Origin of the sequence: Cyclobacterium xiamenense, from assembly GCF_009467825.1 — a bacterium.
Taxonomy (GTDB): domain Bacteria; phylum Bacteroidota; class Bacteroidia; order Cytophagales; family Cyclobacteriaceae; genus Cyclobacterium; species Cyclobacterium xiamenense.
The window spans coordinates 32,146-57,094 of sequence record NZ_WIOK01000019.1; the positions used below are offsets into that span (position 1 = coordinate 32,146).

The 24,949-nt window shown below is 50.4% G+C and carries 19 protein-coding genes; 8 read left to right on the forward strand and 11 right to left on the reverse strand.

Translation table 11 applies throughout. From position 1 onward, the window contains the following. Nucleotides 1-108: 108 nt before the first annotated feature. A complete protein-coding gene (locus GCU44_RS14900; protein ID WP_154857234.1) occupies nucleotides 109-2,820 on the reverse strand; it encodes a cation-transporting P-type ATPase in 2,712 nt (903 codons plus the stop codon). Nucleotides 2,821-3,083: 263 nt separating this feature from the next. Here GCU44_RS14900 and GCU44_RS14905 point away from each other — a divergent pair, with 263 nt between their 5' ends. Together GCU44_RS14905 and GCU44_RS14910 are read left to right on the forward strand one after the other, a co-directional pair. After that, nucleotides 3,084-3,353, forward strand: coding sequence for a ribbon-helix-helix domain-containing protein (locus GCU44_RS14905; protein WP_154857236.1), 270 nt, complete (start codon nucleotides 3,084-3,086; stop codon nucleotides 3,351-3,353). Next, complete coding sequence (locus GCU44_RS14910) at nucleotides 3,346-3,531, forward strand: type II toxin-antitoxin system RelE/ParE family toxin (protein WP_154857238.1); 186 nt, start codon at nucleotides 3,346-3,348, stop codon at nucleotides 3,529-3,531. The genes GCU44_RS14905 and GCU44_RS14910 overlap by 8 nt, the downstream gene beginning before the upstream one ends. Nucleotides 3,532-3,777: 246 nt before the next feature. Here the strand turns inward: GCU44_RS14910 and GCU44_RS23285 are convergent, their stop codons facing one another. The 6 genes from GCU44_RS23285 to GCU44_RS14950 form a co-directional block, all read right to left on the reverse strand. Continuing rightward, entirely contained in the window at nucleotides 3,778-3,987 is a 210-nt protein-coding gene (locus GCU44_RS23285) for a DUF433 domain-containing protein (RefSeq protein WP_317175341.1), read from the reverse strand. A 427-nt stretch (nucleotides 3,988-4,414) separates the two neighbouring features. Beyond that, nucleotides 4,415-4,777: a HepT-like ribonuclease domain-containing protein gene (locus GCU44_RS14925; RefSeq protein ID WP_154857240.1), complete on the reverse strand. Its 363-nt coding sequence runs from the start codon at nucleotides 4,775-4,777 to the stop codon at nucleotides 4,415-4,417. Further along, nucleotides 4,767-5,060, reverse strand: coding sequence for a nucleotidyltransferase family protein (locus tag GCU44_RS14930; protein WP_092177646.1), 294 nt, complete (start codon nucleotides 5,058-5,060; stop codon nucleotides 4,767-4,769). Before GCU44_RS14930 ends, GCU44_RS14925 begins: the two co-directional genes overlap by 11 nt. 128 nt (nucleotides 5,061-5,188) lie before the next feature. Then, nucleotides 5,189-5,377, reverse strand: a complete 189-nt coding sequence (locus GCU44_RS23210; protein WP_206670844.1) for a type II toxin-antitoxin system RelE/ParE family toxin — start codon at nucleotides 5,375-5,377, stop codon at nucleotides 5,189-5,191. Nucleotides 5,378-5,880: 503 nt separating this feature from the next. Continuing rightward, nucleotides 5,881-7,539: an apiosidase-like domain-containing protein gene (locus tag GCU44_RS14945; protein ID WP_154857242.1), complete on the reverse strand. Its 1,659-nt coding sequence runs from the start codon at nucleotides 7,537-7,539 to the stop codon at nucleotides 5,881-5,883. 448 nt (nucleotides 7,540-7,987) lie between these two features. Next, a complete protein-coding gene (locus GCU44_RS14950) occupies nucleotides 7,988-9,367 on the reverse strand; it encodes a serine hydrolase (RefSeq protein WP_154857244.1) in 1,380 nt (459 codons plus the stop codon). 355 nt (nucleotides 9,368-9,722) lie between these two features. Here GCU44_RS14950 and GCU44_RS14955 point away from each other — a divergent pair, with 355 nt between their 5' ends. Beyond that, nucleotides 9,723-10,646, forward strand: a complete 924-nt coding sequence (locus GCU44_RS14955) for a hypothetical protein (RefSeq protein WP_154857245.1) — start codon at nucleotides 9,723-9,725, stop codon at nucleotides 10,644-10,646. Nucleotides 10,647-10,698: 52 nt separating this feature from the next. On the opposite strand, the gene GCU44_RS14960 is transcribed toward GCU44_RS14955, so the two are convergent. From GCU44_RS14960 to GCU44_RS14975, 4 genes are all read right to left on the reverse strand, one after another. Continuing rightward, nucleotides 10,699-12,900 carry a DUF5916 domain-containing protein gene (locus GCU44_RS14960; protein WP_154857247.1) on the reverse strand — a complete coding sequence of 734 codons (2,202 nt, stop codon included), beginning with the start codon at nucleotides 12,898-12,900 and terminating at the stop codon, nucleotides 10,699-10,701. Nucleotides 12,901-12,992: 92 nt separating this feature from the next. After that, nucleotides 12,993-14,225, reverse strand: a complete 1,233-nt coding sequence (locus GCU44_RS14965) for an alkaline phosphatase family protein (RefSeq protein ID WP_154857249.1) — start codon at nucleotides 14,223-14,225, stop codon at nucleotides 12,993-12,995. Nucleotides 14,226-14,318: 93 nt separating this feature from the next. Next, the gene (locus GCU44_RS14970) at nucleotides 14,319-16,115 is read right to left on the reverse strand and encodes a RagB/SusD family nutrient uptake outer membrane protein (RefSeq protein ID WP_154857251.1); all 1,797 of its coding nucleotides are present in this window, start codon (nucleotides 16,113-16,115) and stop codon (nucleotides 14,319-14,321) included. Between the two features lie 13 nt (nucleotides 16,116-16,128). Further along, nucleotides 16,129-19,365 carry a SusC/RagA family TonB-linked outer membrane protein gene (locus GCU44_RS14975; protein WP_154857253.1) on the reverse strand — a complete coding sequence of 1,079 codons (3,237 nt, stop codon included), beginning with the start codon at nucleotides 19,363-19,365 and terminating at the stop codon, nucleotides 16,129-16,131. Between the two features lie 195 nt (nucleotides 19,366-19,560). Here GCU44_RS14975 and GCU44_RS14980 point away from each other — a divergent pair, with 195 nt between their 5' ends. The 5 genes from GCU44_RS14980 to GCU44_RS23385 all read left to right on the forward strand — a co-directional run bounded on the left by GCU44_RS14980 (nucleotide 19,561) and on the right by GCU44_RS23385 (nucleotide 24,886). Further along, entirely contained in the window at nucleotides 19,561-20,181 is a 621-nt protein-coding gene (locus GCU44_RS14980) for a TetR family transcriptional regulator (RefSeq protein WP_092177463.1), read from the forward strand. A gap of 101 nt (nucleotides 20,182-20,282) precedes the next feature. Continuing rightward, nucleotides 20,283-22,208, forward strand: coding sequence for a carbohydrate binding family 9 domain-containing protein (locus GCU44_RS14985; protein WP_241684969.1), 1,926 nt, complete (start codon nucleotides 20,283-20,285; stop codon nucleotides 22,206-22,208). Next, nucleotides 22,196-22,504, forward strand: a complete 309-nt coding sequence (locus tag GCU44_RS23290; RefSeq protein ID WP_241684970.1) for a hypothetical protein — start codon at nucleotides 22,196-22,198, stop codon at nucleotides 22,502-22,504. Before GCU44_RS14985 ends, GCU44_RS23290 begins: the two co-directional genes overlap by 13 nt. A 42-nt stretch (nucleotides 22,505-22,546) precedes the next feature. Then, complete coding sequence (locus GCU44_RS14990) at nucleotides 22,547-24,631, forward strand: tetratricopeptide repeat-containing sensor histidine kinase (protein ID WP_154857255.1); 2,085 nt, start codon at nucleotides 22,547-22,549, stop codon at nucleotides 24,629-24,631. Nucleotides 24,632-24,763: 132 nt separating this feature from the next. Next, complete coding sequence (locus GCU44_RS23385; RefSeq protein WP_262885323.1) at nucleotides 24,764-24,886, forward strand: hypothetical protein; 123 nt, start codon at nucleotides 24,764-24,766, stop codon at nucleotides 24,884-24,886. Nucleotides 24,887-24,949 lie beyond the last annotated feature (63 nt).

Sequence of the window (24,949 nt, forward strand, 5' to 3'; positions counted from 1 at the left end):
GCCTCGCGTGTCCTTTCTGGACGCTTGCGCCACTGCGGTGGTCGGACGTGGACGGAGAACGGGCAGCTTAACGCGCCGGACCGGGAGGGGAAGGACCGATCGCTCGACTCAGAACCCATCCGACTCGGTAAATTTTCTGCGGATGGTCTTTTCCAGGGAGACCAATAGGAATAGGCCAATTCCTGCCCCCAGCACCCGTATCCAGGAGTCCAGACCAATAGGGGCCGAGTGGAACAAGGTATTCATCAGCGGCGCATGAATGAATACGAGTTGCAGGAGTAGCATGGTGAAGGCGCCCACATACACCCATTTATTGGAAAACCAGCCGATTTCCCGAACGGACCGGTGTAGGGAGCGGCAGTTGAACAAGTAGAAGCCTTCCAGTACAATAAATACCGTGGTGGCCACCGTCTGGGCTTCGGCCAGGCTGGCCCCCAGGGATAACTCGTAACGAAATAGCAAAAACGAACTGAGCATCAGCAAGGTCCCGACCAATAGGGTCCGCATGATCAGGGGAAAGGTAAGGATGGGCTTGCCCGAGGGAACCGGAGGTCGGTCCATGATGCCCTTTTCCTTGGGTTCGAAGGTAAGCATCAAGCCAAGCAACACGGCGGTGGTCATGTTGATCCAGAGAATCTGCACCGGGGCTAACGGCAATTGGGTCGTAAAGGCAATGCTCGCAAGGATGACCAGGGCTTCTCCCAGGTTTGTCGGAAGGGTCCAGACAATAAACTTGGTCAGGTTGTCCAAGACTCCCCTTCCCTCTTCCACGGCGGCCTCTATGGAAGCGAAATTGTCGTCGGTAAGCAGCATATCCGAAGCATCTTTGGCGACTTCGGTGCCTGTAATGCCCATGGCGATGCCAATGTTCGCTTGCTTTAAGGCCGGCCCGTCATTTACCCCATCACCGGTCATGGCCACCACCTTGCCACTGGCCTGCAGGGCCTTTACCAGCCGAAGTTTCTGATCCGGGCTGACCCGGGCAAAGACCGCCACCGCTCCGGCCACTTCCTGCAATTGCTCGTCCGAGAATCCCTGCAGTTCCAGCCCGGTAAAGGCCAGGAGTCTTTCGTTTTCGGTTTGGCCACGGATCCCCAGTTGCTCGGCGATGTTGGCTGCGGTAAGGGCATGGTCGCCGGTGATCATTTTTACCTGTATACCGGCCTGCTGACAAAGAGCTACGGCATCTACCGCCTCTTTTCTCGGCGGATCAATCATGCCCTGAAGTCCGGTAAAGACCATGCCTTCGGACAGGTCCTGCTGGTCCAGTTGCCGTTGGTCAGGATCGCTGGTTTTACAGGCAAAGGCCAGGACCCGCAGGCCTTCCGCAGCCAACTGCTCGGCTGCCCGCTGCACGGCGGCTGAATCAATGGGGACAATTTGGCCGGTTTTGTCCAGCGCCCGATCCGCACAGCGGAGCACCGACTCCACCGATCCCTTTAAGAAAACCACCGTATGATCTTCGTGCCGGTGCAGGCTGCCCATGTATTGGTTTTCCGATTGGAAGGGAACCTCGTCCAGGCGGGGGTATTGCGGATCGGTTTGCTGCCGGGTGATGCCTGCTTTTTCGGCGGCACTGATCAGCGCTGCCTCGGTAGGATCGCCTTCCGCTGTCCACCGCCCCCCTTCTTCCACAATGCGACTATTGGAACAAAGCAGCCCTGCAGTCAGCACCTGCTGCAAGGCCGGCTTTTCGGAAAGGCCCACCGCTTGCCCGTTAAAAAGAACGTTTCCTTCCGGATTGTAGCCTATCCCGGTAAGCTCAAAAGCCTCCCCGCCGGCCAGTATTTTTTGAACCGTCATTTGGTTTTCCGTGAGCGTTCCGGTTTTGTCCGAGCAGATCACGTTGGCGCTGCCCAGGGTTTCCACGGCCACCAGTTTGCGGATAATGGCCCGCCTTTTGGCCATCTGGGCCACGCCAATGGCTAGCATGATGGTCACCGCTGCCGGAAGGCCCTCGGGTATGGCACCCACCATCAGCGCCACGGCCACCATAAAGGCATCTGCCAGGCTCTCTCCCCGCAGGTAGGCCAGCGCAAGTATCAACAAGGCCAGGCTCAGAATGACCCAAAGTAAGGTATGACTGAATTTTTTGATTTTCAGGGTCAGGGGGGTATCCAGTTCTTCCGCAGAAGCGATGGATTGGTTGATCTTGCCTACCTCTGTGCGGTCCCCGGTAGCCACCACCAGGCCCTTTCCCGTTCCGTAGGTCACCACCGTGGTGGCGAAGCCCATGTTGTGGCGATCCCCCAGCAGGGCATCCCCATTAGTGGTCTCCGGATTTTTTTCGGTGGCCACCGACTCTCCGGTCAGGGCCGATTCGTCCACCTGCAGGTTTTTGACGGCGAAGAGGCGCAGGTCGGCGGGGATTTTATCCCCCGGCTGCAGCAACACAACATCCCCGGGTACCAGGCCCAGGCTGTTAATTTCTGACTGCCTGCCGTCACGAATGACGGTGGCCCGGGTGCTCATGCTTTTGGACAGCGCATCGATGGCCTTCAGGGCTTTGGTTTCCTGCACGTAGCCAATGATGGAGTTGATCAACACCACGGCAAAGATGACAGCGGCATCCGTGTATTCTTCCAGAAGCAGGGTAAGGGCTGTAGCGCCCAGCAAAATATAAATCAGGGGTTGGTGAAACTGGAGCAGAAAGCGAACGATGCTGCTCTGGCTTTTTTTGGTGGTAATGCGGTTTTCCCCGTACTGCTGCAAACGTGCTTGCACCTCGTCGGTTGATAGTCCCTGATCGGTGTTGGTATGCAGCGCTTCTGCTACCTGCTTGTAGCTGTGTGTATGCCAGTGCTGCTGCTTGTGTTCCATTCCTATTTATCGTATCCAAAAGCCAAAAAACCTTTGGTGAATATACCCCAAAAAATAAAACGAATCAAATGGATATTGCATTCCCGAAGCGAAACGTTAAGTTGAGATTTACGGAATTCAAAAGCTTTACCCTCCCTGGCCCGTTTGCACACGAAGCTCACAAATACAGGCTAGTTTCCATACCTTCCGATAAACCCATATCTTTCGGCTTCCTTGGGATTACACAAAAATGATGTTAAATTTACAGCATAACTACAGCAGTTATGGGTAGAAAAACAATCGATTTTGGCGAGACCTTAGATCGGTATATTGATTTTGCCGTAAAACAAGGTGGGTATAAAACCGAAGCTGAATATCTACGGTATTTGGTTCGGAAAGATGAAGAGCGCAACAGGGCGTTTTTGATTACCAAAGCTGCTGTTCAGGAAGGCCTCGAGAGTGGTGTCAGTCCTAAAGCCAGGACCGCAGAAGAAATCGTAACACTTGCCAAGAAAAGAGCGTTGGGAAAAACGGATGTAAACCGGCATGGCTAATTACGTTTTATCTGTCAAGGCAGACGAAGATGTGGATGCTATTGCTGACTACTCTTTAGAGAAATGGGGTGAAAAACAAACCCTTGTTTATATTGAAGAGTTGTTCAACTGCCTGGAAAAAATCGCTATTAGTTCTGAAATTGGGCGAGATGCATCCGAATTTTCCACACACCTTTAACGCTATAACTACAAAGCCCACAGTATTTTTTTTGTACGTTCCGAATCGAAGATACTGATTGTGCGTATTTTAGGGCAGCAACAAGATTTTCAACGTCACTTATAATCGAAATCCCTGGGAGCGTCCACACTAGAAGTAAGCTTAATTTTATGTTCTCTATCAGCTGCGTAGGCAAGACAGGCCTTACTATCATCAACTGTAAGTTCCGGGAAATCAGAAATAATTTAATGTGGCTATAATTGTTTTTTAGTGGGCACATTGAATCTCGCAATAATTATCATCCAGACGTGTGACGTGTACGTCATGCTCGATTTCATCCTGGGTCATTCCGGCAGCTAACCATCCAAGGACATCAAATACGGTGATTCTGGTATCACGTATGCATGGCTTTCCAAATCTTTTATTTGGGTTACGTTTTATTATTTCCTTGTAATCTATCATCTCATTTTGGCTCATTTATATATTCAAGAGCTCAAATCGAACACCCAGTTTTTTTTTGTGTTATTTATCCGTATTCTAAAGTTACGAAAGACAAATTAATTTCTTTATGGCTTCCTTCAGAAATTGACAAAACCGCAGCCAATAAATTCAGCAGCAAATTGCCGATCACCTTGAAATGGTATTTAGTAAACAGTCCTTCTAGGTGCTTCCAGTAGTAAAATGGCAAAGGCTCAAAATCCTGCGCCTCTGAAGAGGGTTCGTATACCACGTTTTTTAAGAAATTCGAGCAACTGATCCACAACTTCTTTGGCTCCTCCTGTTTAAACATCGATGTTTTTGATGGACAGGGTAAGCGGTACACGCCCCGGGAATGGTTTATTGCGCCCTACGAAGTAATCGAAGAGGCGATTGCCCTGATCATTAGCGGCGAAGTCGTGAAGTATTAAAAGCCTAAGTTTTCTGAAAGATGGACAAGTATGTTGATGACGTTAGCCTTCAATTTAGGTAGGTCATCGTTGATAATTTCCCAAACCAGTTTTGAATCAATCCCAAAATACTCGTGAACATAGCTATTTCGCATGCCTTTTATCTGATCCCATTCAATCTCCCGGAATTTTATTTTGATTTCTTCAGAAATGTGAACGCTCGCCTCACCTATGATCTCCAATTGCTTGATACATGCAAATCGCATCATTGAATGCTTCAAGAACTTTTCATAATCCGCATTTTGCAGATATGTTTCTATTTCAGAAATGGCATCAAGGATGTGGTTCAAACGAGCGTTGTCTCCTATCCTATTTCGCATAAATCAGTTCTTTTTCAAGATCTACGTAAGGTTTGACATACTTGGACAAGCCGTTTGACGAAACCAAATCGACCTTTGTATTCAATATCTTTTCGAGATCAATTTGCATCTGAATAAATTCCAAACCTATCTTTTTCGTGTAATCCAAGTCAACCAAAATATCTATATCGCTATGCTGATCTGCCTGGCCTCGTGCATAGGAACCAAACAGGTATGCTTTCAAAACCGGTCGGGTTTTTAAGTATGCTTTGATGCTTTCTATTTTTGATTCATCTAGCCTCATACCTACAAATATAACGTTTTCTGTAATTTTCTGCACCAACAGCAAGCATATCGAATCCACTGATCACCTGCATCGATTTACGAAAACCGCAAATAATTGCTATTGTGAAGATTTAGAAAATTTTGGCACTAAATTGAATTTCCATCAAGATCCAGTCTACCGATTATTGCCATGATTTCTACCGCATTATTTTCAATTCTGAAATAGATACTATCTGCTCCACAAACGCTACGTCTATAGCCTTCCCTGATAAAATCCACGCTCGGAAATAGATAGGGTTGGTCAGCAATTAAATCAAACTGGTCAAAAAATGCCATAAACTATTTTTCGGCCTGGGTTTCACCAAATCGTAAAACCCCATAGTAATGAATACGAATCAAATCCGCCTTGGCGTCCTCAGTAAGTCTGTAATGGCCCATTATTGATTGCCCAATTCTTTCTTTGATTGTGCCAGGATTTCTTCGGGACTCGTGTTTGTAAAACCACTATGTTCTGCTTTGATAAGTTTCCTGCGTATCCAGTCTATCTGCCTTTATTGGGCACGTGCTTGCCGGATTAAATCGTTGACGAGCTCTCTTTTGCTGGAATACTCTTCCCTATCGACCTGGGCTTAGAGCCAATCGTCGTTTGGTTTGGTTAAAGAAATACGCTGTCTTGCCATGGTTTTATTCTTTACTAGAATTGTTGATGCAACAATTACATCATTTCAGCACCAAAAACAATGCTATCCTAATTTTGTCGTCTACTATATTTCTAAAAAGAATCCGGTCAAATTTTTTCACCTTAAAAGGTAATGCCATTTGTGTTGATTAGTAGCATTTCACCCCTCCTCCACAATGACCACCGAATCGGTATACTGCCAGGGGCTGATCAGCTCCATCCAGCCGGACCAGTTCCGAATGCCCTGCTCCCGGTACTCGCCTGTAAAAATATTGAACCAGGTGATTTTCATCTTTCCACTAGCCGGCTTGGGAAGCACCGCATTGACCCGCTCGCTGTCTTTGGGAATAAACATCAGGTACAAGCCCTCCCCGTTGCTTAGCGCATAGCCATTGGTGGCCAGGTTGTCCGTTCCTACACGGCCGTTGGTGGTAATCTTGGGATAGCTGGGTTGCAGCTCGTTGAAGTTGTATCGGGTAAACAGGCCGGCCAGGTGCTTGTAGTAGTCAAACCGCGGCGGCTCAAAATCCTGCCCCTCCGCAAAAGGATCGTGGACCACGATGTTCCAGGAGCTGTTCTGCCAGTAATAGGAACCGTACACCCCGGCAAATACGCATTCGTAGGTCCGCACCAGGCAGGTTTCCGGGCTGGTGTAATTCCCAACAAAGGTACGATAGGGGCCGGTTTCGTAGCCCCCGTGTTCGATGTTGACCACCGGCTTAGCGGCATGAACCGCCCTTCCCTGCAGCATCAGGGAATACAGATTGGAGCGCCAACTCTGAATGGAAATAAAATCCACCAGCTCCCCGTACCGGGAATTGAATTCGTAATCGTGTACCGTGATCAATCGGTTGTATCGGTCCTTTTCCCGAATCCGGCGAATCCGTTCCTGAATGTAGGGCGGATCGGCCCGCTCGTAATCCAGTGCTTCTTTGGAAACGTCCCAGATCACGTTGGAAAAGGCTTGGTAGCGGTGAATGATGTAGTCAAAATACAGGTTGTCCCCATGGGAGTACATTTCAGGCCAGTTGACCAATTTGTTCCAAACATAGATCATCAAGTGGGCATCCAACCCTTTGCTTTGCATGCTGGCTAGCACCCGGTCCCAATGCTGAAAAAGGTCCAGGTTCAGGCGGCTAAAATCGGGGTTATCGTTGCTGCCTTCCCAGGCGGTATAGGGTGGTTTGCCGTAGAAGTATTTTTCCGGCACGTCGTCGGCCACTCGCCAACCCACATCGTAGGCGTAGATATTTGCCACCACGTGATTGAATCCGTTTCTTTTTACCTGATCCAGGAGTTGCTCGGTCTTGGGCAGGCCGGATTCGTTGCCGTAGTCCAGGGCAAACAACCAATCCAGTTCAAAGGCCAGCATAAAATGGGGATCGCCGTTCGCATAGGCAAAGGCCTGGGGATTTTCCGGATCGATGCCTACTGCTCCTTTTTGCCGGGGACTGGAGTTGGGCAACACCTGCAGTTCGCCAGTCAGTCCGCTGAGTTTGGGCTCGGAGGAGTACGTGACAAAGCGCCAGGTGCCTTGCTCGGCAGCCGAAAAGCGGCTGATCCATTCGTTTCCGCCATTGTAAAAACCGGCAAGGTCCAGGAGCTGCCCATCGGGTCCGGTATAAATGGCCCCGAATGTCGCGTCAAACGGATTATCATCGGGATCAGTTTTGGCAGAAAAGACGATGTCGTTTACCTGTCCTTGGTCGATTTGCAGCAGGGCTCCCTTTTTGAATGGAGAGGTTTGAATTTGTGCGATAGAAAAGGAAGGAAGGGTAAGAATTCCTACAAAAACGATCGCAAAGGCTTTTTTCCACATGATTCAATCGGCTAATTTTATGTATACGGTATACTTTCTTAAATATAAGCCATTTCCGACTTGGGGCCGAACAATGCCTGGGTTTTTATTCGCGTACCGGGCAGCAACTTGATCGGCTCGGTGGAGTTACGAAAGGAATGGTGGTTTGTGTACGTTTGAATGGTCGGTATCTTACTTTAAAAGCCTTGCCTTCCCCAGCCCGATTACATTACCAAATTTCAGCAACAAATCGGCAATTCCGCAACTCCACCTTGCAAAGGGGGCTGAGGGATTTCAGGACGGAAATGGGAATTTGTGGTAGGACTAACAATGAATAAAGTTTAAACCTAAACTTTTTTTCGAGACAGATTAGTTTTCAAAGAAAATGCTTCCCGACACTGGTTGGCACAGGCGCTACACTCTCCGACGCAGCGGAGGGAATTGTTGCCGATCCAATGTCAAAACCGATTTATTTCACTTTCTTCCCCGGGGTTTCGCGGCCTCCTTGAAACAAAACCAGGCTTTCTACCACACCGTTTTTCCGTTCAAAGGACACCTTGGCCTCCACCACCGTCAGGTAAAACAGGGAATCGCTTTCGGCATAGAGTTCCAGCCGGGGCTGAGCGGTGGCCTGCAAATACAACTGCGTCCCCTCCCTGCTAATCGTAATGGAAAAATCCGGGGCCAGCTCGTACACACCCACGTATTCATCCAGCGTAGATTCAGCCACCTCTACGGCCTGATTGCCGGATTTGAGTTCTGCCAATTCCGAACCCGGATCGAGCAGGTGAAAGCCAATATCATCCGAACCAGTAGAGGAATTGGTAAGCAGGACCACCCCAACTCCGGTTTCTTCTACAAATCCGACAAAGGTACGGTATCCCCCGGTACCCCCGTTGTGCCAGATAACGTCCCCTTCCTTCCCTTCCTTGATATGCCAACCCAGACCTACGTTCATCTCCCCGGCCTTGCGGTGCCGCACCTGGTGGGAAAGTTCCATCGCTGCCGACAGATCGCTGTCGATGTACCCCAAATTGGCCGCTATAAACCTCGCCATATCGGCAGCGGAACTTCGAATGGCACCGGCACCGGCCAGGGTGGGAATGTCCCAGTTTTCGACCACTACTCCCGCACTGTGTCCAAGCGCCAGGTGCTGCTGCATGCGGTCGGTGAGCCGGATTCGGGTATCCTCCATGCCCAATGGATCGGCAATGACCCGTACCATCAAATCCTCATAGCTCATGTCTTTGTTTTGCGCTAGGATGTGCCCCAGCAGGCCTTGGGCAAAATTGGAATACTCGTAGGCAGCACCTGCTTCCCGAGTGGGCTCATAGCTGGAAATAAACGCATACATCTGGTCCTCCGTGTAGTCAGCAAAGGGATTGTTGGGATTGGCCGGGGTGAAATTATCCGGCATGCGTGGAAAGCCGGAGGTATGATCGGCCAGGTGCCCAATGGTAATCTCAGCGGCACCCTTCTTAGCGGCTGTTACCCCCTCCGGTAAAAAGCGATTGACCTCATCTTCCAACTTGATGTCTCCATCCAGCACCTGCTGGGCGAGCAAGATTCCGGTAAACACCTTGGATATGGACCCGATTTCAAAAATGGTATAGTCATCCACCGGGCTGCCGTCCGCAGCGGTCTTCCCGAAATGATGAAAGGTGGTGCCGGAAGAATCGATCAGGGCAATGGCCATTCCCGGGGTGATCCCGTCTGCGATGCGTTTTTCAATCGTTTCCAGTACTGCCGGGGGAAGTGAGTCCAGGCGTTTCTTACCGGTATTCGGTTGGCAGTGCATGGTAAGTAGGGATACCAACAGTAGCAATCCTGTGATTCCAATGCGTTTCATAGGCGTTTTGGTTAAGCGTACGGGTGACTGACTACCCTCTTGCTTTTAGTTCCTAAATTAATCAATCCGGACAAGTAATCAAGCCCAACTGTCCCGATAGAAGAAATAACCGGAGTTCTATTTCTTGTTTAACAGGACCGAAAGGCCCGTTTGCGCCCTTCGCTGCAGCAAAACGATCCAAATGGTGGCGTCCGGAGCCGAGCGAAATACCTGCTCCGGCCGCAACATCGAGGATGTCTCCTGTCCGAAAATCAGGATGCCGTTTTCCTCTTTTTTCAGGTTCGGTTAGCGCCAGTCAGCAAAATTTAGTAGATTTCGTACAGCGAACGAAAACCAAAAACCCAACGTATACCGCATGCAATCCGCACGAATCGCCCTACTCCTTCCCCTTCTGGCCTTGCTTTCCTTTCCTGTTTTTTCAGGGATCGAACGGGTTTCCTTCCGGGGATGGTCAAATTGCTACCGCATGTACAACGAAACGGTAGACCTGATCATCCATGCAGAAACGGGTGGACGGGTATTGGCCTACCGCATCGGCGGTAAAAACATCCTCTATGCGGATTCCCTGCAGGATGGAAAGCGTTTCGAAGAATGGCAAGCGGAGCGCTTTGACCCGGACGGGGGAAGACTGGACTATGGACCCGAAGCCCTCACCCAAAAGCTCCATGCTGCCACCTGGATGGGTCCCTGGCAGGCCCGAATCGAGGGACCTTATCGGTTGGTGCTAAGCAGTATGCGGGACGAGGAACTGGGATTGCGCAGCGAGCGGATACTCACGCTTTCGCCCCAGGGCGGTCAACTGAAGATCTTCCAGCGGGCGGAGAACATCAGCCAGGATACGTTGGTCCGCCACTTTTGGAGCCGCACCCTGGTGCAGCCGGGGGGAATTCTTACGCTGCCGGTAGATCCGGAAAACAGCCGATTTGCCGCTGGCTACGGTCGGTTTGAGTGGGGACCAAACCGCATCAACCCCGAACCCGGACCGGACGAGCGGATATGGGTTCGCGGAAAGGTACTGCACTTCCACGCCGTGGGATCCACCATCAAGGCAGGCAGCGATGCACTCGTGGGATGGATGGGCTACCAATGGGAAAACCTACTTTTCATCAAGCGCTACCCGGTGTTCCCGGAAGCATCCTATGCGGGCAGTGAACACGTGATGGGTATTTTTTATAGCAATGGACGCTTTGCCGAAATGGAGCCCTGCAGCCCCAGCTACCGCATGGCTCCGGGAGACCGCATCGAGTTTACGGAGTATTGGGAATTGATCGCCTTGTAGGCACTCCGTTCGAATGTACACCAGTCAAAACCTTGGCTCTCACCCAGTTCAGTTACAGATTCAGCCAGTAGTTTAGTTTCATCACAAAGGCGCGCTGTTTGGAAGCGAAGGTTCCTGGGAAATAATTGTCCGTGTACACCATAAATAGATCCGAGACCGGCGCATAGCGCCACTGAATCCGGGTATTGATGTTGATATTATCGATCTGATTGTTGTACTGCACAAACGTAGTCCAAAATAGACTCCGGGTAAAGGTAAGGTCGATTCGGGGACCAATCAGAAAAAGATCGGCATCGTTCTGCGGTTCGGGCAGCCGGATGCGGCTGTAACTAAGGTTCATGGTGATATTGGCCCGGTAGCCGATGCGCCATTCGGCCATGCCTGTAAAATTAGCCATGGTTCCGCTGTAGTACTGCCCGATCTGTCCGGTACCCCGCAGTGCCAGTGCCTTTCTGGGATCGGTGCGAAAATCGATTCCGAGGTAGCTGTACCGGTATGCCGTCCCTTCCGCCAGCGGTTCGCCGCCGGTTCGGGTGGGATCAAAGGGAAAAAAGAGGTAGGTGTATTGGTTGTTGGCACTTAGCGTCACCTCGGCAAAGGAATGAAACTGCACCAGGTAATTCAAGGCATGCAGTTCGTCCGTTACGCCCAGCGCAGGATTCCAGAGGGTTTCGGAGACAATGCTCGGTCCGTGCCGGTTGACCTGCTCCGAATCGGGAAAAAAGGTATAGCCGATCTCGGGGGCGATGCGTTGGTATCCCGTACGGGGTGTATACCCTACCAGGGGATTGTAATTTTCTCCCACGTAGGAATAGGCCAGTCCGGCATTGAAGTTCACGTCGCTAAACGCCAGTTGGGCATGGCCGGTACCGGTGTCGTCGTCCACGCCTTCTTCGAAGGTACGGTGGTAAAAAAACTTCCCGCTCCAGCGGTTGTCTTTGGAAAACAGGTTGTAATCAATCCCAGCCAGGCGGTTATGATCCCCATTCACCAGGTTGGTTTTTTCCATGTCCAGGGTCTCCCGGTTGATCAGCATGACGCCCACATTAGAGCGGTTAAACACTTTGCGCTGCAGCGCTGCTACGGAAAAGTTCTTTCCCGTAATGCCTCGCAAGGGATCGCTTCCGGTTTGCATGTTCATGGCCCCTACCCGCCAGTCATCGGTAAGCTTGCCGCTGAGCCGGGCACCGTAGAGAATCTGGTTCTGCACGTTTTGTCCGGTGGATTCGTCCCGATCAACTCCAATCCGGCGGGAGAAAAAAGGCCGGATGCGGTCCGTTCCAAAATCGGCAAAAAGATCCGCGTTTTCCAGAAAAAACTGTCGCCGCTCTGGGAAAAATATTTCGAAGCGGTCCAGGTTGGTTACTTGCTCGTCCACTTCCACTTGTGAAAAATCCGGGTTTACCGTCAAATCCAGATTCAATGCCGGCCCCAGGCCAATTTTGGCATCCCCGCCAAAAGAGGGCTTCAATGGTTCGCGAATGCCCTCGAGGGAATTGTTGGAGGTCACCATGGCAGCATAGGGAATCAGGGAATAGTTTCCCCCGGATTTGGGCAGGGGCTTCGGGAAGTACAAATTCCGGGAAAAAGCCATGTGGGTCACGTTGAAGTTCCGGGGTATGGGTGTCCAGGTGGTTTTTTCAGAATACTTACTATCGATGCGGTATACGTTTACGTTCCAATTGTCCGTGGCATCCTTGTAGCGCAGCGTGGAGAAGGGAATGGCGATTTCTGCCACCCAGCGATCCTCCAAAATTACGGCCTCGGAATACCACTTGTTGTCCCAGGCAAGGTTAAAATCGGTCGGTTGCAGGCCTCCATTACCTACCATGGCCTCCCGTTGTACGCCATAGGGGTTAACGCCAAAGATATAGCCATTCGTTTTGTCATTGAAGGTGTCGATCACGAAACTGATTCCATCGTTTTGATTGCCGCGGTAGTCGCGCCGCAAGGAGGTACTGACGTAGGAATCCCTGGGCTCCGGGCTAAGCATCACCGCGGCGATGTAGAGAAATTTATCGTCGTAAGCGATTTTCACCTGGGTTTTCCCGATCGCAGGTAAGGTATCTGTCGGAAAGGTCTGAATAAAATCGGCAATCCATCCTCCTTCCTGCCATACTTTCTCGGTTAATTGTCCATCTACGGTAATTGGCTCATCTACCAACACGGCATGCATGTCCGGTACGGCTTCCTGCCCGAAAACAATAAAATTAGTCGAAAAAAGAAATACGTAAGTTAATACAAGTCTATTCATCAAATCTGGCGTTCAAAGTCAAAGTTAGGACTTCAAACGCCAAAGATATGATTAGATTTACACAAGTGGTAGCCAATGGGGCCAGGAAAAGGTCAATCGGTGTTTTTTACCCAAACATTTACAAACCCGGTAGGTAATTCCAACACGACCTTCAGGTTATCGGGAACTACCTGCAGGTCAAAATTGGCGGATTCTTTGTCCAAACGCACCTCTCCCAACAGCCGGTACAGATCGGAATTGCCGTAGCGGAACTGGTTGGTGGGCGTGATCCAAACGCGCCCTGTTTTCCCACTACCGTAACTTTTCCAATGAAGGGAAAGGTCTTTACCGGAAAGGCTGCCCGACAGGTGCGAGGCATGGGCTTCGCCCAAAAGGGACACCCCATCAACTTCCATTGCCTGGTTTTTTGGAATGGAAAGGTGCATGTGGTGCGCCATTGTTGGAAACAGATCCACGATTCCGGGGGTCTGGGAGGCGATTTCATTCAACGCTTTGTTAGAAACGATCCAGGTGGCCCGCTCTTCCTCGGTTTGGCCGCCGTGGTGGAAGCCGCCTTCTCCCCTGCCATGGTCTGTGGTAATGAGGAGCAGCCAGTCTTCGCCATAATTTTTTTCGCGTTCCCGAATGGCCGACCAAATCAACCCGACTTGCCGGTCGGCTTCCTGAATGGCGCTATCCATTTGGGGGCTGGCGCCGTATCGGTGCCCCATATCATCGGTGTGCTGCAGGTATACCCAGATCAGGTCAGGCCCTTTTTCCCGGATATCCTTTGCCGCATAGGCAGCCACTTGTTGGTCTATTTCCCGGATGTAATCGCTTTGCTCGTCATGGGGGATCCCCAGGGTATCGACTTCCAACCCATCAAAATGGTAATCCAACTGCAGCCTGCCCGTGGCCTCCAGATTCTCTCCAACGAGTTTGGTCCGGTTGTCCAGCCAGGTAGAGTATACGGCAGTGGTCTTATGGGGGTAGTCCTCCTTGAAATGCCGGAAAATCGTCCAATAATGGTAATTGGGTCGGCGAATACTGTTTCCCCTGACATTGTGTTTGTTGACCCACACGCCGGTTAACAGGCTGTTGTACCCCACAGCGGAGACGGTGGGGGTCTCGGAATATCCGCCCCGCATTCCCCCAACATGGGCCGGATAGTAGCCCCCTTCGGCCATCACCTGGTCCAAATGGGGCGTAGGGTTTTTAAGCAGCAATTCGCGCTGGATTCCATCCAAAATAATAAACAGGGTCTTCTTTTCCTGCGCCCGGCCTGAAAAAGCCAGCAAGAAACCGGCTAAAAAAAAGAGGGAAAAGGCATTCAATTTATTCTTCATAGGTGCTTTGTGTTTTACGGTCGAGATACTAAAAATAAACCAAGCTACCGGAAGACAGCCGGTAGCTTGGTCTAAAATTACGTTACATGCCGATTATTCCCATCCAAATAGCTGTTCCAGATTCGGATTCAGGGTAACTTGTTGTAGGGGAATGGGACGGTAGTAGTACTTTGGCTCGACAAAGGTTCGCTCCGTGGTCTCGGTTACCAGCGTACCTCCCTGCGATCCGTTTTCCAGGTACACGGTTACGTTATCGTCTACCGTTCCTGCGCGGTAGTAAATTAGCATCCTGCCCAGAGAATTGGTTTCCTTTTCCGGATCACCAGGAATATCCGCATCCTTATCGATCAGGATAATATCCTCCACGCCGTCTCCGGTCATGTCGTATTTTCCGAGTCCGGGAAAATACATGCCTTTGGGAATTCGCTCCAGTAGCTTTCCAGCCGACCAACGCATCAGGTCGTCGTGGCGGTAGCCCTCCATGGCAAATTCCACCCGTCGTTCCCGGCGAATTTCCAGCATCACGCCAGCCATGGGTCCGGATACCTGTGGGTATTTTTCGGCAAGTAAAGGATCCGGCTGGGCATTGGCTTCCGTTAGCTGCAAATCGGGCATTCCTGCCCGTTGGCGCAGCAGGTTTACCGACATGTCCAGGTCGGCCTGTGTCAGGCTGCCCAATTCGGCTGCGGCTTCCGCATAGGTCAGCAACACTTCGGCATAGCGGTAAACGGGGAAATCCAAACTTCCCAGCGCCACGTTTTCCGTGGTGTTATTGTACCCTTTTTGCTGGAAGTATCCGGTAAAATTGCGGTTCAAAATGGGGATAAATTCCGCAGGCTCTGGCTGCCTTACCCAACCCGGATAGACCAGGGTCTGCGATAAGCGCGGATCTCTGTTTTGAAACTCGCTGACATAAGGCAGCGTTTCGTAGCCCGGCTGATCGGTAAATCGGGAGCCGTCGCGCATCAGGTAGGTTTGCACCAGATCGCGGGAAGGCGACTGTTCGTAGGTTCCGAATACGGTATAATTGATGTTACTGTTTCGGTCTTTGTTTAAGTCGTACGGGTTGTAAAGAATCACCTCACTATTGCCGCCGAGTTCCTGACTGGTAAAGAGTGCCTGGTAATCGCTTTCGGGATTTCCGGTTTGGTGCAGGGAGAAATTCCCGGAATCCATGATTTCCCGGGCCAGGTCTCTTGCCCGGGTTAGGAAGGCCTCAGCGGATCCCTGCAAGCCAAGTTCGTCGTGGTATTTGCGAAAGGTACCTTCGTACAAGGCCATCCGGGCAAAGAAGGTTTTTACCGCCCAGTTGCCGGGCGTACCGCTGGGTACGTCCTCCCGCACGTGCTGTGCTGCAAACTCCAGGTCTTCCACGATTCCGCTTACCACGGTCTCTCTTGAATCCCTTCCCTTAAACAACTCCTCATCGGCCGGGTTGAGAAGTCGGTCGTACCAGGGAACATCGGAGTAGCGTTTGACCATTCCGAAATAAAACACCGCTCGGTAATACCTGGCCAGTCCTTCGTAATGCTGGATGGCTTCCGGGCTGGCATCGGCATTGGGACTGTTTTCCAGAAAATAATTGATGTTCCGAAGCCGGGCCCAATTCCATCCACCTGTGATGTTCTGGGAACTGGGAGAGCCGGTCATCATGCTCTTGATTTCGATGGCCCCGGTCGTAGCCATGTTGTCGCTGCTTTGGTCGGCCTGGTATTCAAACATGCCGGGAAGGGACAAGAGGCCATTGACATACAAACGAAGATCTTCTTCGGTCTTGAAAAACTCTTCGGGAGAGATAGACGTCTGCGGATACCGATCCATGAACTCGTCGTCGCAGGATGCAAACCAAATGACATTCAGAACCAATAAATAAATGCTATATCTTTTCATCGTGTGTCGGATTTTAAAGGTCAATATTTACGCCAAAAGAATACCTTCGCTGAAAGGGATAGGACCAGCCGTACCCGTTATTGACCGCCTCTGGGTCTACAAAGGATTTGATGGCGGAAAATTCGAATAGGTTCTCTCCGGTAACGAAGATTCGAATTCGGCTGGCATTGATCCTGCCTGCCAGTTCCTGTGGCAGGGAATAGCCCAGGGTCAGGTTTTTCACCCGCAGGTAGGCGGCGTTTAGCAGGTAACCGGTCTGCGGAATATCCAGGCCTGAGCCGTAGTTGTTGTCCGCCAGCCAGGCTTGCAGTACGGGATAGCTGGAATCGGTATTGGCATCAGCCAGTCCCGCATCCAGATACGACTGGCTGTGCTGCGCACGGAGGGCCTCTCCATCGGCTTGTCCCCGGTAAAAATCCAGGTTCCAGGGGTAAATATTGGCATAAGGCTGCTGGTACGGACCCCAGAAAAGGTAGTGCTGCGGGTAGTAATCTTGTCGTCCTACTCCCTGCAAGAACATGGATACGTCGAAGCCGTTCCAGGACACGTTCAGGTTGGCTCCCACCTGGTAGCGGGGCCGACTGTTTCCGATGATGGTCAGGTCTTTGGAATCCGTTTCGGTAAGGCCTTGCTCGATTTTCCCATCGTTGTTCAAATCCTCGTATCTAGGCCAGCCAGGTACGATATCCAAGGCTCCCCAGGGAATTATGGCCGACTGATCCAACTGGCTGATTTCGTCCTCCGAGCTAAACATGCCGTCGTTTACCAATCCCCATATTTCGCCGATTTCCTGCCCTACCCGGTAGTTGGACAACAAGCCTTGCTCGTTTTCAAAGCGGGTGATCCAGGAGCGGGAATCGGATACGAAGAATTTGGACGAAAACTGAATCGGTTTCTCGTAGCTGCCGAATTGATTTCGGTAATTTAGCGTCAGTTCCCAGCCTTTGGTCTGCAGATCGGCTGCATTTTGCTGGGGAGGTGAGGTTCCCAACACGCCGGGCAGTTCCACCGGATTGGTCAACATGTCGCGGGTATCCCGAATGAAATAATCGAAGGTCGCAAAGAATTTGTCTTCCCAAAGACCCAGATCCACGCCAAAATTGGTGGTAACAACCCGTTCCCAGGTATAAAAATTTGGATCCACTGCGAGTGCGGGGGCGCTATTGACCACCACCTGCCGGTCTCCGCCGATGAGGTAACTGGACAACCCGGTGGGGAGGGCTTGCAGGTACCCAAAATTGGATACGTTTTGGTTACCCAGGCTTCCATACGATCCTCGTAGCTTGAACGTCGGAGCGGCGGCCCCCATGGCCATGTCCTGAAAGAAACCTTCGTCGCTGATAATCCAGGCACCGGAAAGCGAAGGGAAAAATCCCCAGCGGTTGGACGAAGGGAAACGGGACGATCCATCGTAACGCCCGTTAAATTCCAAAATGTACTTGTTGTCGTACGTATAGTTGGCCCGGCCAAATACACTTTGGGTGGCGTACGAACTGTATCCGGGTCGAATAAAGGAATCTCCGGTAGTCAAGCCCAGGTAAGGCAGGGAGGAGGAAATCAGCACCCGTCTTTCGGACTCCACCGAAGAATAGGAATAGCTTTCCTGGTTGTACCCAGCCAGAATATTGATGGAATGATCACCAAAGGTTTTGGTATAGTTACCGTAAAGATCGAAGATGGTGTTTTGCAGGTTGCCGTTTCGCTCTGCCACCAGCCCGTCTCCACCTTCCGTACGCACGTCATCGGGACCGAATCCAATGTCAAATTTTCGTCGGTCCCAACCGTAGATCCACTGCTCTCTTTTAAAACTACCATTACCCGTTACCGTAAGGTCTCCATTCAAGAAAGTCCCGGTGGCGCGAAGGATGTTGTGAAAGCCAAACATGTCCTCCTGGTTTCGTCCACCGTCTACCAGTCGGGCAGCCAGTCTCCCGGCATCCGTATTGGCCCAGGTGCCGTCGGGGTTTTCGGCTACTTCTATGGGCGTCAGAAAATAGATATCCGTGATAGTATTGGTTGATTCTGCCCGTTTCGTCTGGTAGATGTTCAGGTTGTTATCCAGTTTCAACCAGGACTTCGGCGTGGCTGTCAATCGGGCTCGCAGGGAATATCGATCCCAGTTATCCGGCTGCAATTTATTCATGCCGTTTTCCCGGGTATAGTCTCCCGACACGTAGTAGGTCATGGGCAGGTTTTCGTTGTTGGAACTCCCGCTGATGGCCAGGCTTTGGTTGGTAGAAAAGCTGGCATTGTTGAAATAATAGCCGTACCAATCGTTATTACCCATGTAGGCCCATCGATTGGGATTGTTGGGGTCGATTCGCACGTCTTCTACGCTGGGGTCTTCGGACCGTTCCCGAGCCCATTGGTAGTGAAAGTCGTTAAAGTTGATGTAATTCCAGGGCGTATTGCTGGTGGCCTGGTCCATGACCCTGGAATAAATATACGGATCGGTAACCGGTTCGGGCAACACGGTGGGTTTTCCCCAGGAAAAGTTGCTGTTGTACGAAATGGTTTGCTTGCTACCCCCTTGTTTGGTAGTGATCAAAACCACGCCAAAGGCAGCCCGGGCGCCGTAGATGGCAGCCGATGCCGCATCTCGCAATACGGAAAAGGATTCTATATCGGCAGGATTCAAGCGAAGCAGGTCTTCGTAGGCAACGGCGATTCCATCGATGACGATCAGTGGACCGCCTCCGTTAATGGAGGTGAAACCCCGGATATTGATATCCGGCACCGTACCGGGGCGACCTCCGGAATACGTAATGTTCAAACCGGGACTGGCACCCTGCAAGCCTTGCATGACGTTGGCTACGGGGCGGTTGATGATGTCTTCACCCGAGATTTGATCCACGGCACCGGTGAGGTTGATTTTCTTTTGGGTTCCGTATCCCACCACCACGACCTGTTCCAGCAGGGTTTCTTCTGCGGATAGGGTTACGTCGAGGGTCGTGCGGTCCCCGACCGCGATGGTACGTGTTTCAAAGCCGATAAAGGAAAATACCAATTCGGACTCCGGCGAGGGTACTTCGATGCTGTAGGCACCGTCAATATCGGTAATACTTACGCTGTTTCCGCCTTTTTGGTACACGGAAACTCCTGGTAAAGGCAGGTCTTCTACGCCATCTTTAACCACTCCTTTAACCACAATCTGGGCCTGGGTCGCCCCAAGCAACATCAGCGAAAGAAGCAGGCTTAAAAATCCCGTTTTCGTTGCGATGTCTTTTCGTAGGTGTAATTCTTTTCGCATATAATTTTAGGTGTTGGTGATGAATTGGTTCAGAGATATTTCAGGCAAGTTAGTCGTTGGTTATTACCTTATTGTTAAACCAGAATTACTATTTATTTATTGAATATTCATTCAATATTAAATAATTTAAAATAAATAAAAAATTCATATAAAGAATATTTTTATGACTAAATTGCCCTTTTTATTTTATATACTATGAAAAATTCGATTAGGAAAGAGCGGAAAAAAGAGATTATTTCGGGCCTGTACGAATTGTCCCAGTCGGAGGGATTGGAAAACGTCTCCATTGCAAAAATCGGCAAGCATTTGGGAATGCCTCCGAGTCTGGTCATGCATTATTTCCCGAACAAACGCCTGTTGATTTTGGGATTGATCGATCACATCTTGCATCAGTACCAGCTTATTTACAAGCCCATAATTAGTAAGATGGAAAACCAGCCCCGCATCAATCCGGAGCTATTGGTGGACCGGCTCTTTTCCCGGGACTGGAACCTCCTTTTCGACGACGGCGTGTTTTTTAGTTGTTATGCCTTTATCTTCCGGGATGCCTCTATAAAACGCGAATACAAAAACCTGCATGTCAAGTTACGAATGACGCTAAAAACCCTGCTAGACAAGGACGAAGTGCTGATGAACGGCGATACCGGACTATTGGCCGAACGGATTTTTGTGGTCATTGAAGGAGCGTATTATTACCTATCCATGATGGATGATCCCAAAACCTACGATGAGAAACTCAAAATCTTTAAAGACCAGGTATACGAACTCATCTATTCGGAGATCAACCGCCTCGAACAGCCTGCCCGTTCCGGGTAGACAGGGGCCGATCGAATAGCGGGTACGGTTTACCGGTAGGGCAGCAGCTGCAATTCCGGCGTTGACCTTTCGTAAAAAAACAATGGATTGGGCGACACCGAATGATCAACTTTGCTACTCGTAAAACAACTTGCCCTATCGGACACATTTTAGCATACCTGGGATGTACCCTGCTTTTTTTCTCGCAGCTTTCTGCCCGACAATCGGGGGAAATAAACGCCTACCGCCTTTCCGGGGACGAGCAGGTCGTCCTTGACGGCAGGCTGGAAGAGGGCTTTTGGGGAAAAGTGGGGGCAGCCACTGCTTTTCGTCAACAGGAACCAATGGAAGGGCAGCTGGCCACCGAGCAAACCGCCGTGCAGGTGGCCTACGACGAAAAAAACCTGTACCTGGGTGTGCGGTTGTACGATAGCGAACCGGATCAAATCAAAGCCTTTCAGCGCAGAAGGGATGCCGACTTATCCACGGATGATTTGTTTGCCTTCATTCTAGATACTTACGATGATCAGCGATCCGCTTTTTATTTTGAAATCAACCCGGTGGGCCTGATGGGCGATGGGATCTTGCGAACCGGACAGGGAGCCCGCATCAACCGGGACTGGAACGGCATCTGGCGGGCATGGGTAAGCCAAGACGACAAGGGCTGGTCGGCTGAAATCCGTATTCCTTTTATGACCCTGAGTTTCGATCCCCGTAACGATGCATGGGGTATCAACTTTCTACGAACCGTCCGCCGAAAAAACGAAACCAGCCTCTGGATGGGCCACCAACGAAATCAAGGTATTGAGCGCCCGCAAAATGCCGGCAAACTAAGGGGCTTATCGGACATCAATCAGGGCATTGGCCTGGAAGCCATCCCCTACGCGATCGTCTCCCGAAACAGTAGCAAAGAACTGCCGGAGACTTCCCCAAGCCAACAGTTTTCCTACAATGCGGGCGGAGAACTCAATTACAACATCACCCCAAACCTGAAAGCGGGCATTACCGTCAATACCGATTTTGCCGAAACGGAGGTGGACAACCGGCAGGTGAATCTGACGCGTTTTCCACTGGTTTTCCCGGAGCGCAGGGATTTTTTCCTACAGGGCGCCAACGTCTTTCAATTTGCCCCTTCGAGTAACCCCAATCCTTATTTCAGTAGAAGAATCGGTCTGGAAGGGGGCAATCCCATCCCCATCAAGCATGGGGCACGTGTAATCGGTCGTATCAAGCAGACGGATGTGGGCTTCATCCAGGTCCGGACTGACGCAGCGGGCAGCTTGCCGGGAGAGAATTTTACCGTAGGTAGGGTGGTGCAAAATTTCTCTAACGAAAGTACCGTAGGAGTCATTTATACCCGGAGAAATACCGATGGGGACAGCTTACCCATGCGCGAAACCTTTGGAGCGGATCTAAACCTCAGTACTTCCCGTTTCCTGGGAAACAAAAACCTGCAATTTGAGTCCTTTTTTGTGGGGCATACGCCCAATAGCTACGACGAATCCGGGAGCTTACTGGACCGGTCCGTTCGCGGGTTGCGGGTGAATTTCCCGAATCAACCCTGGGATGCACATGTTTCCTATCGGGAATTCGGCGTGAATTACGCGCCCGCTGTTGGCTTTGTGCCAAGAAATGGTTTCCGGCGCCTGCAACCCACCTTCACTTTCAACCCGCTGATTGATCGGAGCAAAGGCATCCGGGAACTCAGCTGGCAATATTATTTTGAATACCTGATGTTTATGGACTGGAGACCGGCCACGGTTAACCATAACCTTCGGTTTTTGGGCATCCGACTGGAAAGCGGGGATATCTTTTACCTGAATGTGCACCAAAATTACGAAAACCTGGATTTCCTCTTTGACGTTTTGCGGGATGGTCGCTACCTGATACCGGAAGGGATCTACAAAAATCGGGGCTATTCCCTGGAGATTCAATCGGCCCCCTTTCGTAAATTCGGCGGCAACCTACGTTACAAAAATATGGGGTTTTGGACAGGCCGGCAAGCCACCCTTGAGGCGGACCTGTTCTGCGGCCTTTGGCAGGGCTGAACCTTACCGGCAGTTACCTGTACAATCGGGTGCGGTTAGAAGAAGGCGCGTTTACTACCCATCTTTTCCGACTCATTAGCAGTTACGACTTTTCGCCCTGGGTATCCATTAACTTCAATATTCAATACGATACCATTACGGAAGGTTTGGGAACGAACAGCCGCTTTATCTGGGTGATCGACCCAGGGAATACCCTGTTTGTGGTCCACAATCACAACTGGCAACGATTTGGAGATCGTTTCGACATGCGGGAAAATCAATCCACCGTAAAGCTGGCTTATACTTTTAGATTCTGAAAATTAGGCTTTTTGGAGATTTTTAGATTATTTTTACAACCTATGAATAGCGTGACCCGGTTTTATTTTTGGAGCTCCAAAACCTGTTTTCATTGTTTCCTTTATTTCATCGGTTTTTATGGCCTGATAGGCTGCCAAACCCAGGGAGAATCCTATCAACCCATTTCTGCGGAAACAACCGAAATACTGGACCGATCCAGTAACCTGCTCAACAGCGGTCAGTACCGAAGGTCCATGCAGTTTCTGGACAGTGCGTACCAGCAGATGGGGAACAAAACGCCACTGGATTGGTGGGAAAGGTACAATTTTCTTAGTCGCATTTACCTGAAATACGACGTTGACCTCAACCAGTCACGCGTGTACCTGGACAGCATGTTTTGGGTACTGGAGGACCGCAACCGACTCTACCAAAAGGAATATGCCCAAACTAAATTTTTGGAAGGAGACTGGTACAAGGCAGGGCGAGATTTCGAAAAAGCCTTTGCCAGCTATTTTGAAGGGCGGGAGTTTGCCCAGGCCAATCTAAGTGATTGCCTGATCAGCAACCTGACCTATCAATTGGGAATTTTCCGCTACGAGCAGCAGCAATATGCCGCGAGTATACCGTATTTCAAACAAGCAATCGAAGAAAATCAGGACTGTTGGGATGCCGACATGATGGACCAGAATCTCTATTTCCCGCAAATGTACCGGAATACCCTGGGTTTGGCCTACGAAAAAACAGGTGCGCTGGACAGTGCTGCTTATTTTTACCAAAAGGGCTTGACATTTCTGGAAACAATTGAGAAGCGATATCCTGGAGAAAAAAAATTCATCAGCCTGGCCCGGGGTGTTATTTTGGGAAACCTGGGAGGAGTACTGGCCAGCCTCGGAAAGACGCAGGACGCAGAGCGTTTTTTGAAGGAAAGCATTGCGATCAACAGCCAGCCGAATTTTGACGTGCTAGACGCATTGACTGCGAAAATAAAACTGGCCGAGCTTTTTATCAGCCAGAACCGCCTCCAGGAAGCGGAGCAACTACTTGTAGCCATGGATTCGGTGCTATCCGGATCCGAATTGAAAAACCGCGCCTACGTGCAGGGACGCATCGGTTGGGCAAAGGCAATGGATGCATTCTACGAACAACAGGGGGCGCTGGAGAAAGCCTATCCATACGTACGCATGCATAACCAGCTGCAGGATTCGCTGGACCGCGCGGACGATGCCCTTCGTACCGTAGACATGGAGGCATCCTTGCAAAACGCTGCCCAGCAATACCAGCTTTCCCTGATAAACCGCGACAATCAGATCAAAAATATTTACCTGGGTGCAACTATCGGATTCACTGTTTTACTGGTCATTTTCCTGGCGTTTATTTGGCAGGGACTCAGCCGATCCAAAAACATCAACAAGGTCATCAGCCAACAAAACATTGAACTTCAGGAAACCCTGGGTGCACTGGAACAAAGCCAGGCCGAAAACACCAAAATCATGTATATGGTCGCCCATGACCTGCGAAATCCCATCAGCAGCATGGTGATGATGGCCGATATACTGCTCTCAGACGAGCAGATATCCGGCGAAAACAGGGTGCTGCTGGGCCATATCAAAACCTCCTGTAACAACTCCCTGAACCTGGTTTCCGAAATGATGCAGTCCAATAAAAACGCGGCATCGTTTACCAAAGAAGCCGTGGACATCGACCGCTTACTAAATTATTGCGTGGAATTGCTGCAGCACAAAGCTCACGAGAAAAACCAAAAATTGATTTTGGAAACCATCCCTGTGACCGCTTTCGTTAGCCGGGAAAAACTTTGGCGAGTTATCAGCAACCTTATTGCCAATGCGGTGAAATTTAGTCCGAAAGGAAAATCTATTCGGATAAGCATGAAGAAAACATCCGAAAAAGTGATCGTCTCCATCAAGGACGAGGGAATTGGCATACCGGAATCCATTAAAAACAAGGTCTTTGAATGGTACACCGACGGCAAACGTTCCGGAACCGAAGGAGAAAAACCCTTTGGCATGGGCCTGGCCATTTCCAAACAAATCATTGCTGCCCATGGAGGTACGATTTGGTTTGAGAGCGAAGAAAACAAAGGCACCACGTTTTACATAGAGATCCCTATCAAAGTCCAAAAAAGCTGATTACTTGTTCCACCCGCTAGCTGTGGCGATGTGTTAGCCATCTACCGACGCGTCGCTCCGCATTACTCCCTACGCATGAAACACCCAAAAAGTGGGTCCCTGGCTTGCTACTTCGCTTAAAATCGACTACGAATGGACCGTATTGCTCCGTTTGAGGTTTCGCCCAGGCTCACCCGGGCAAACAAGCCCCTCAGAGCCAGGGAAACGATCGCAGCCAGTCGCTGGAATACCTTATTCAGTGTAGGATTTTATTAAGTTAAAATTGGTTTGAAATTTGAATAATTAATGCAAATTTTGATTCCGATTTAATTACGAAAA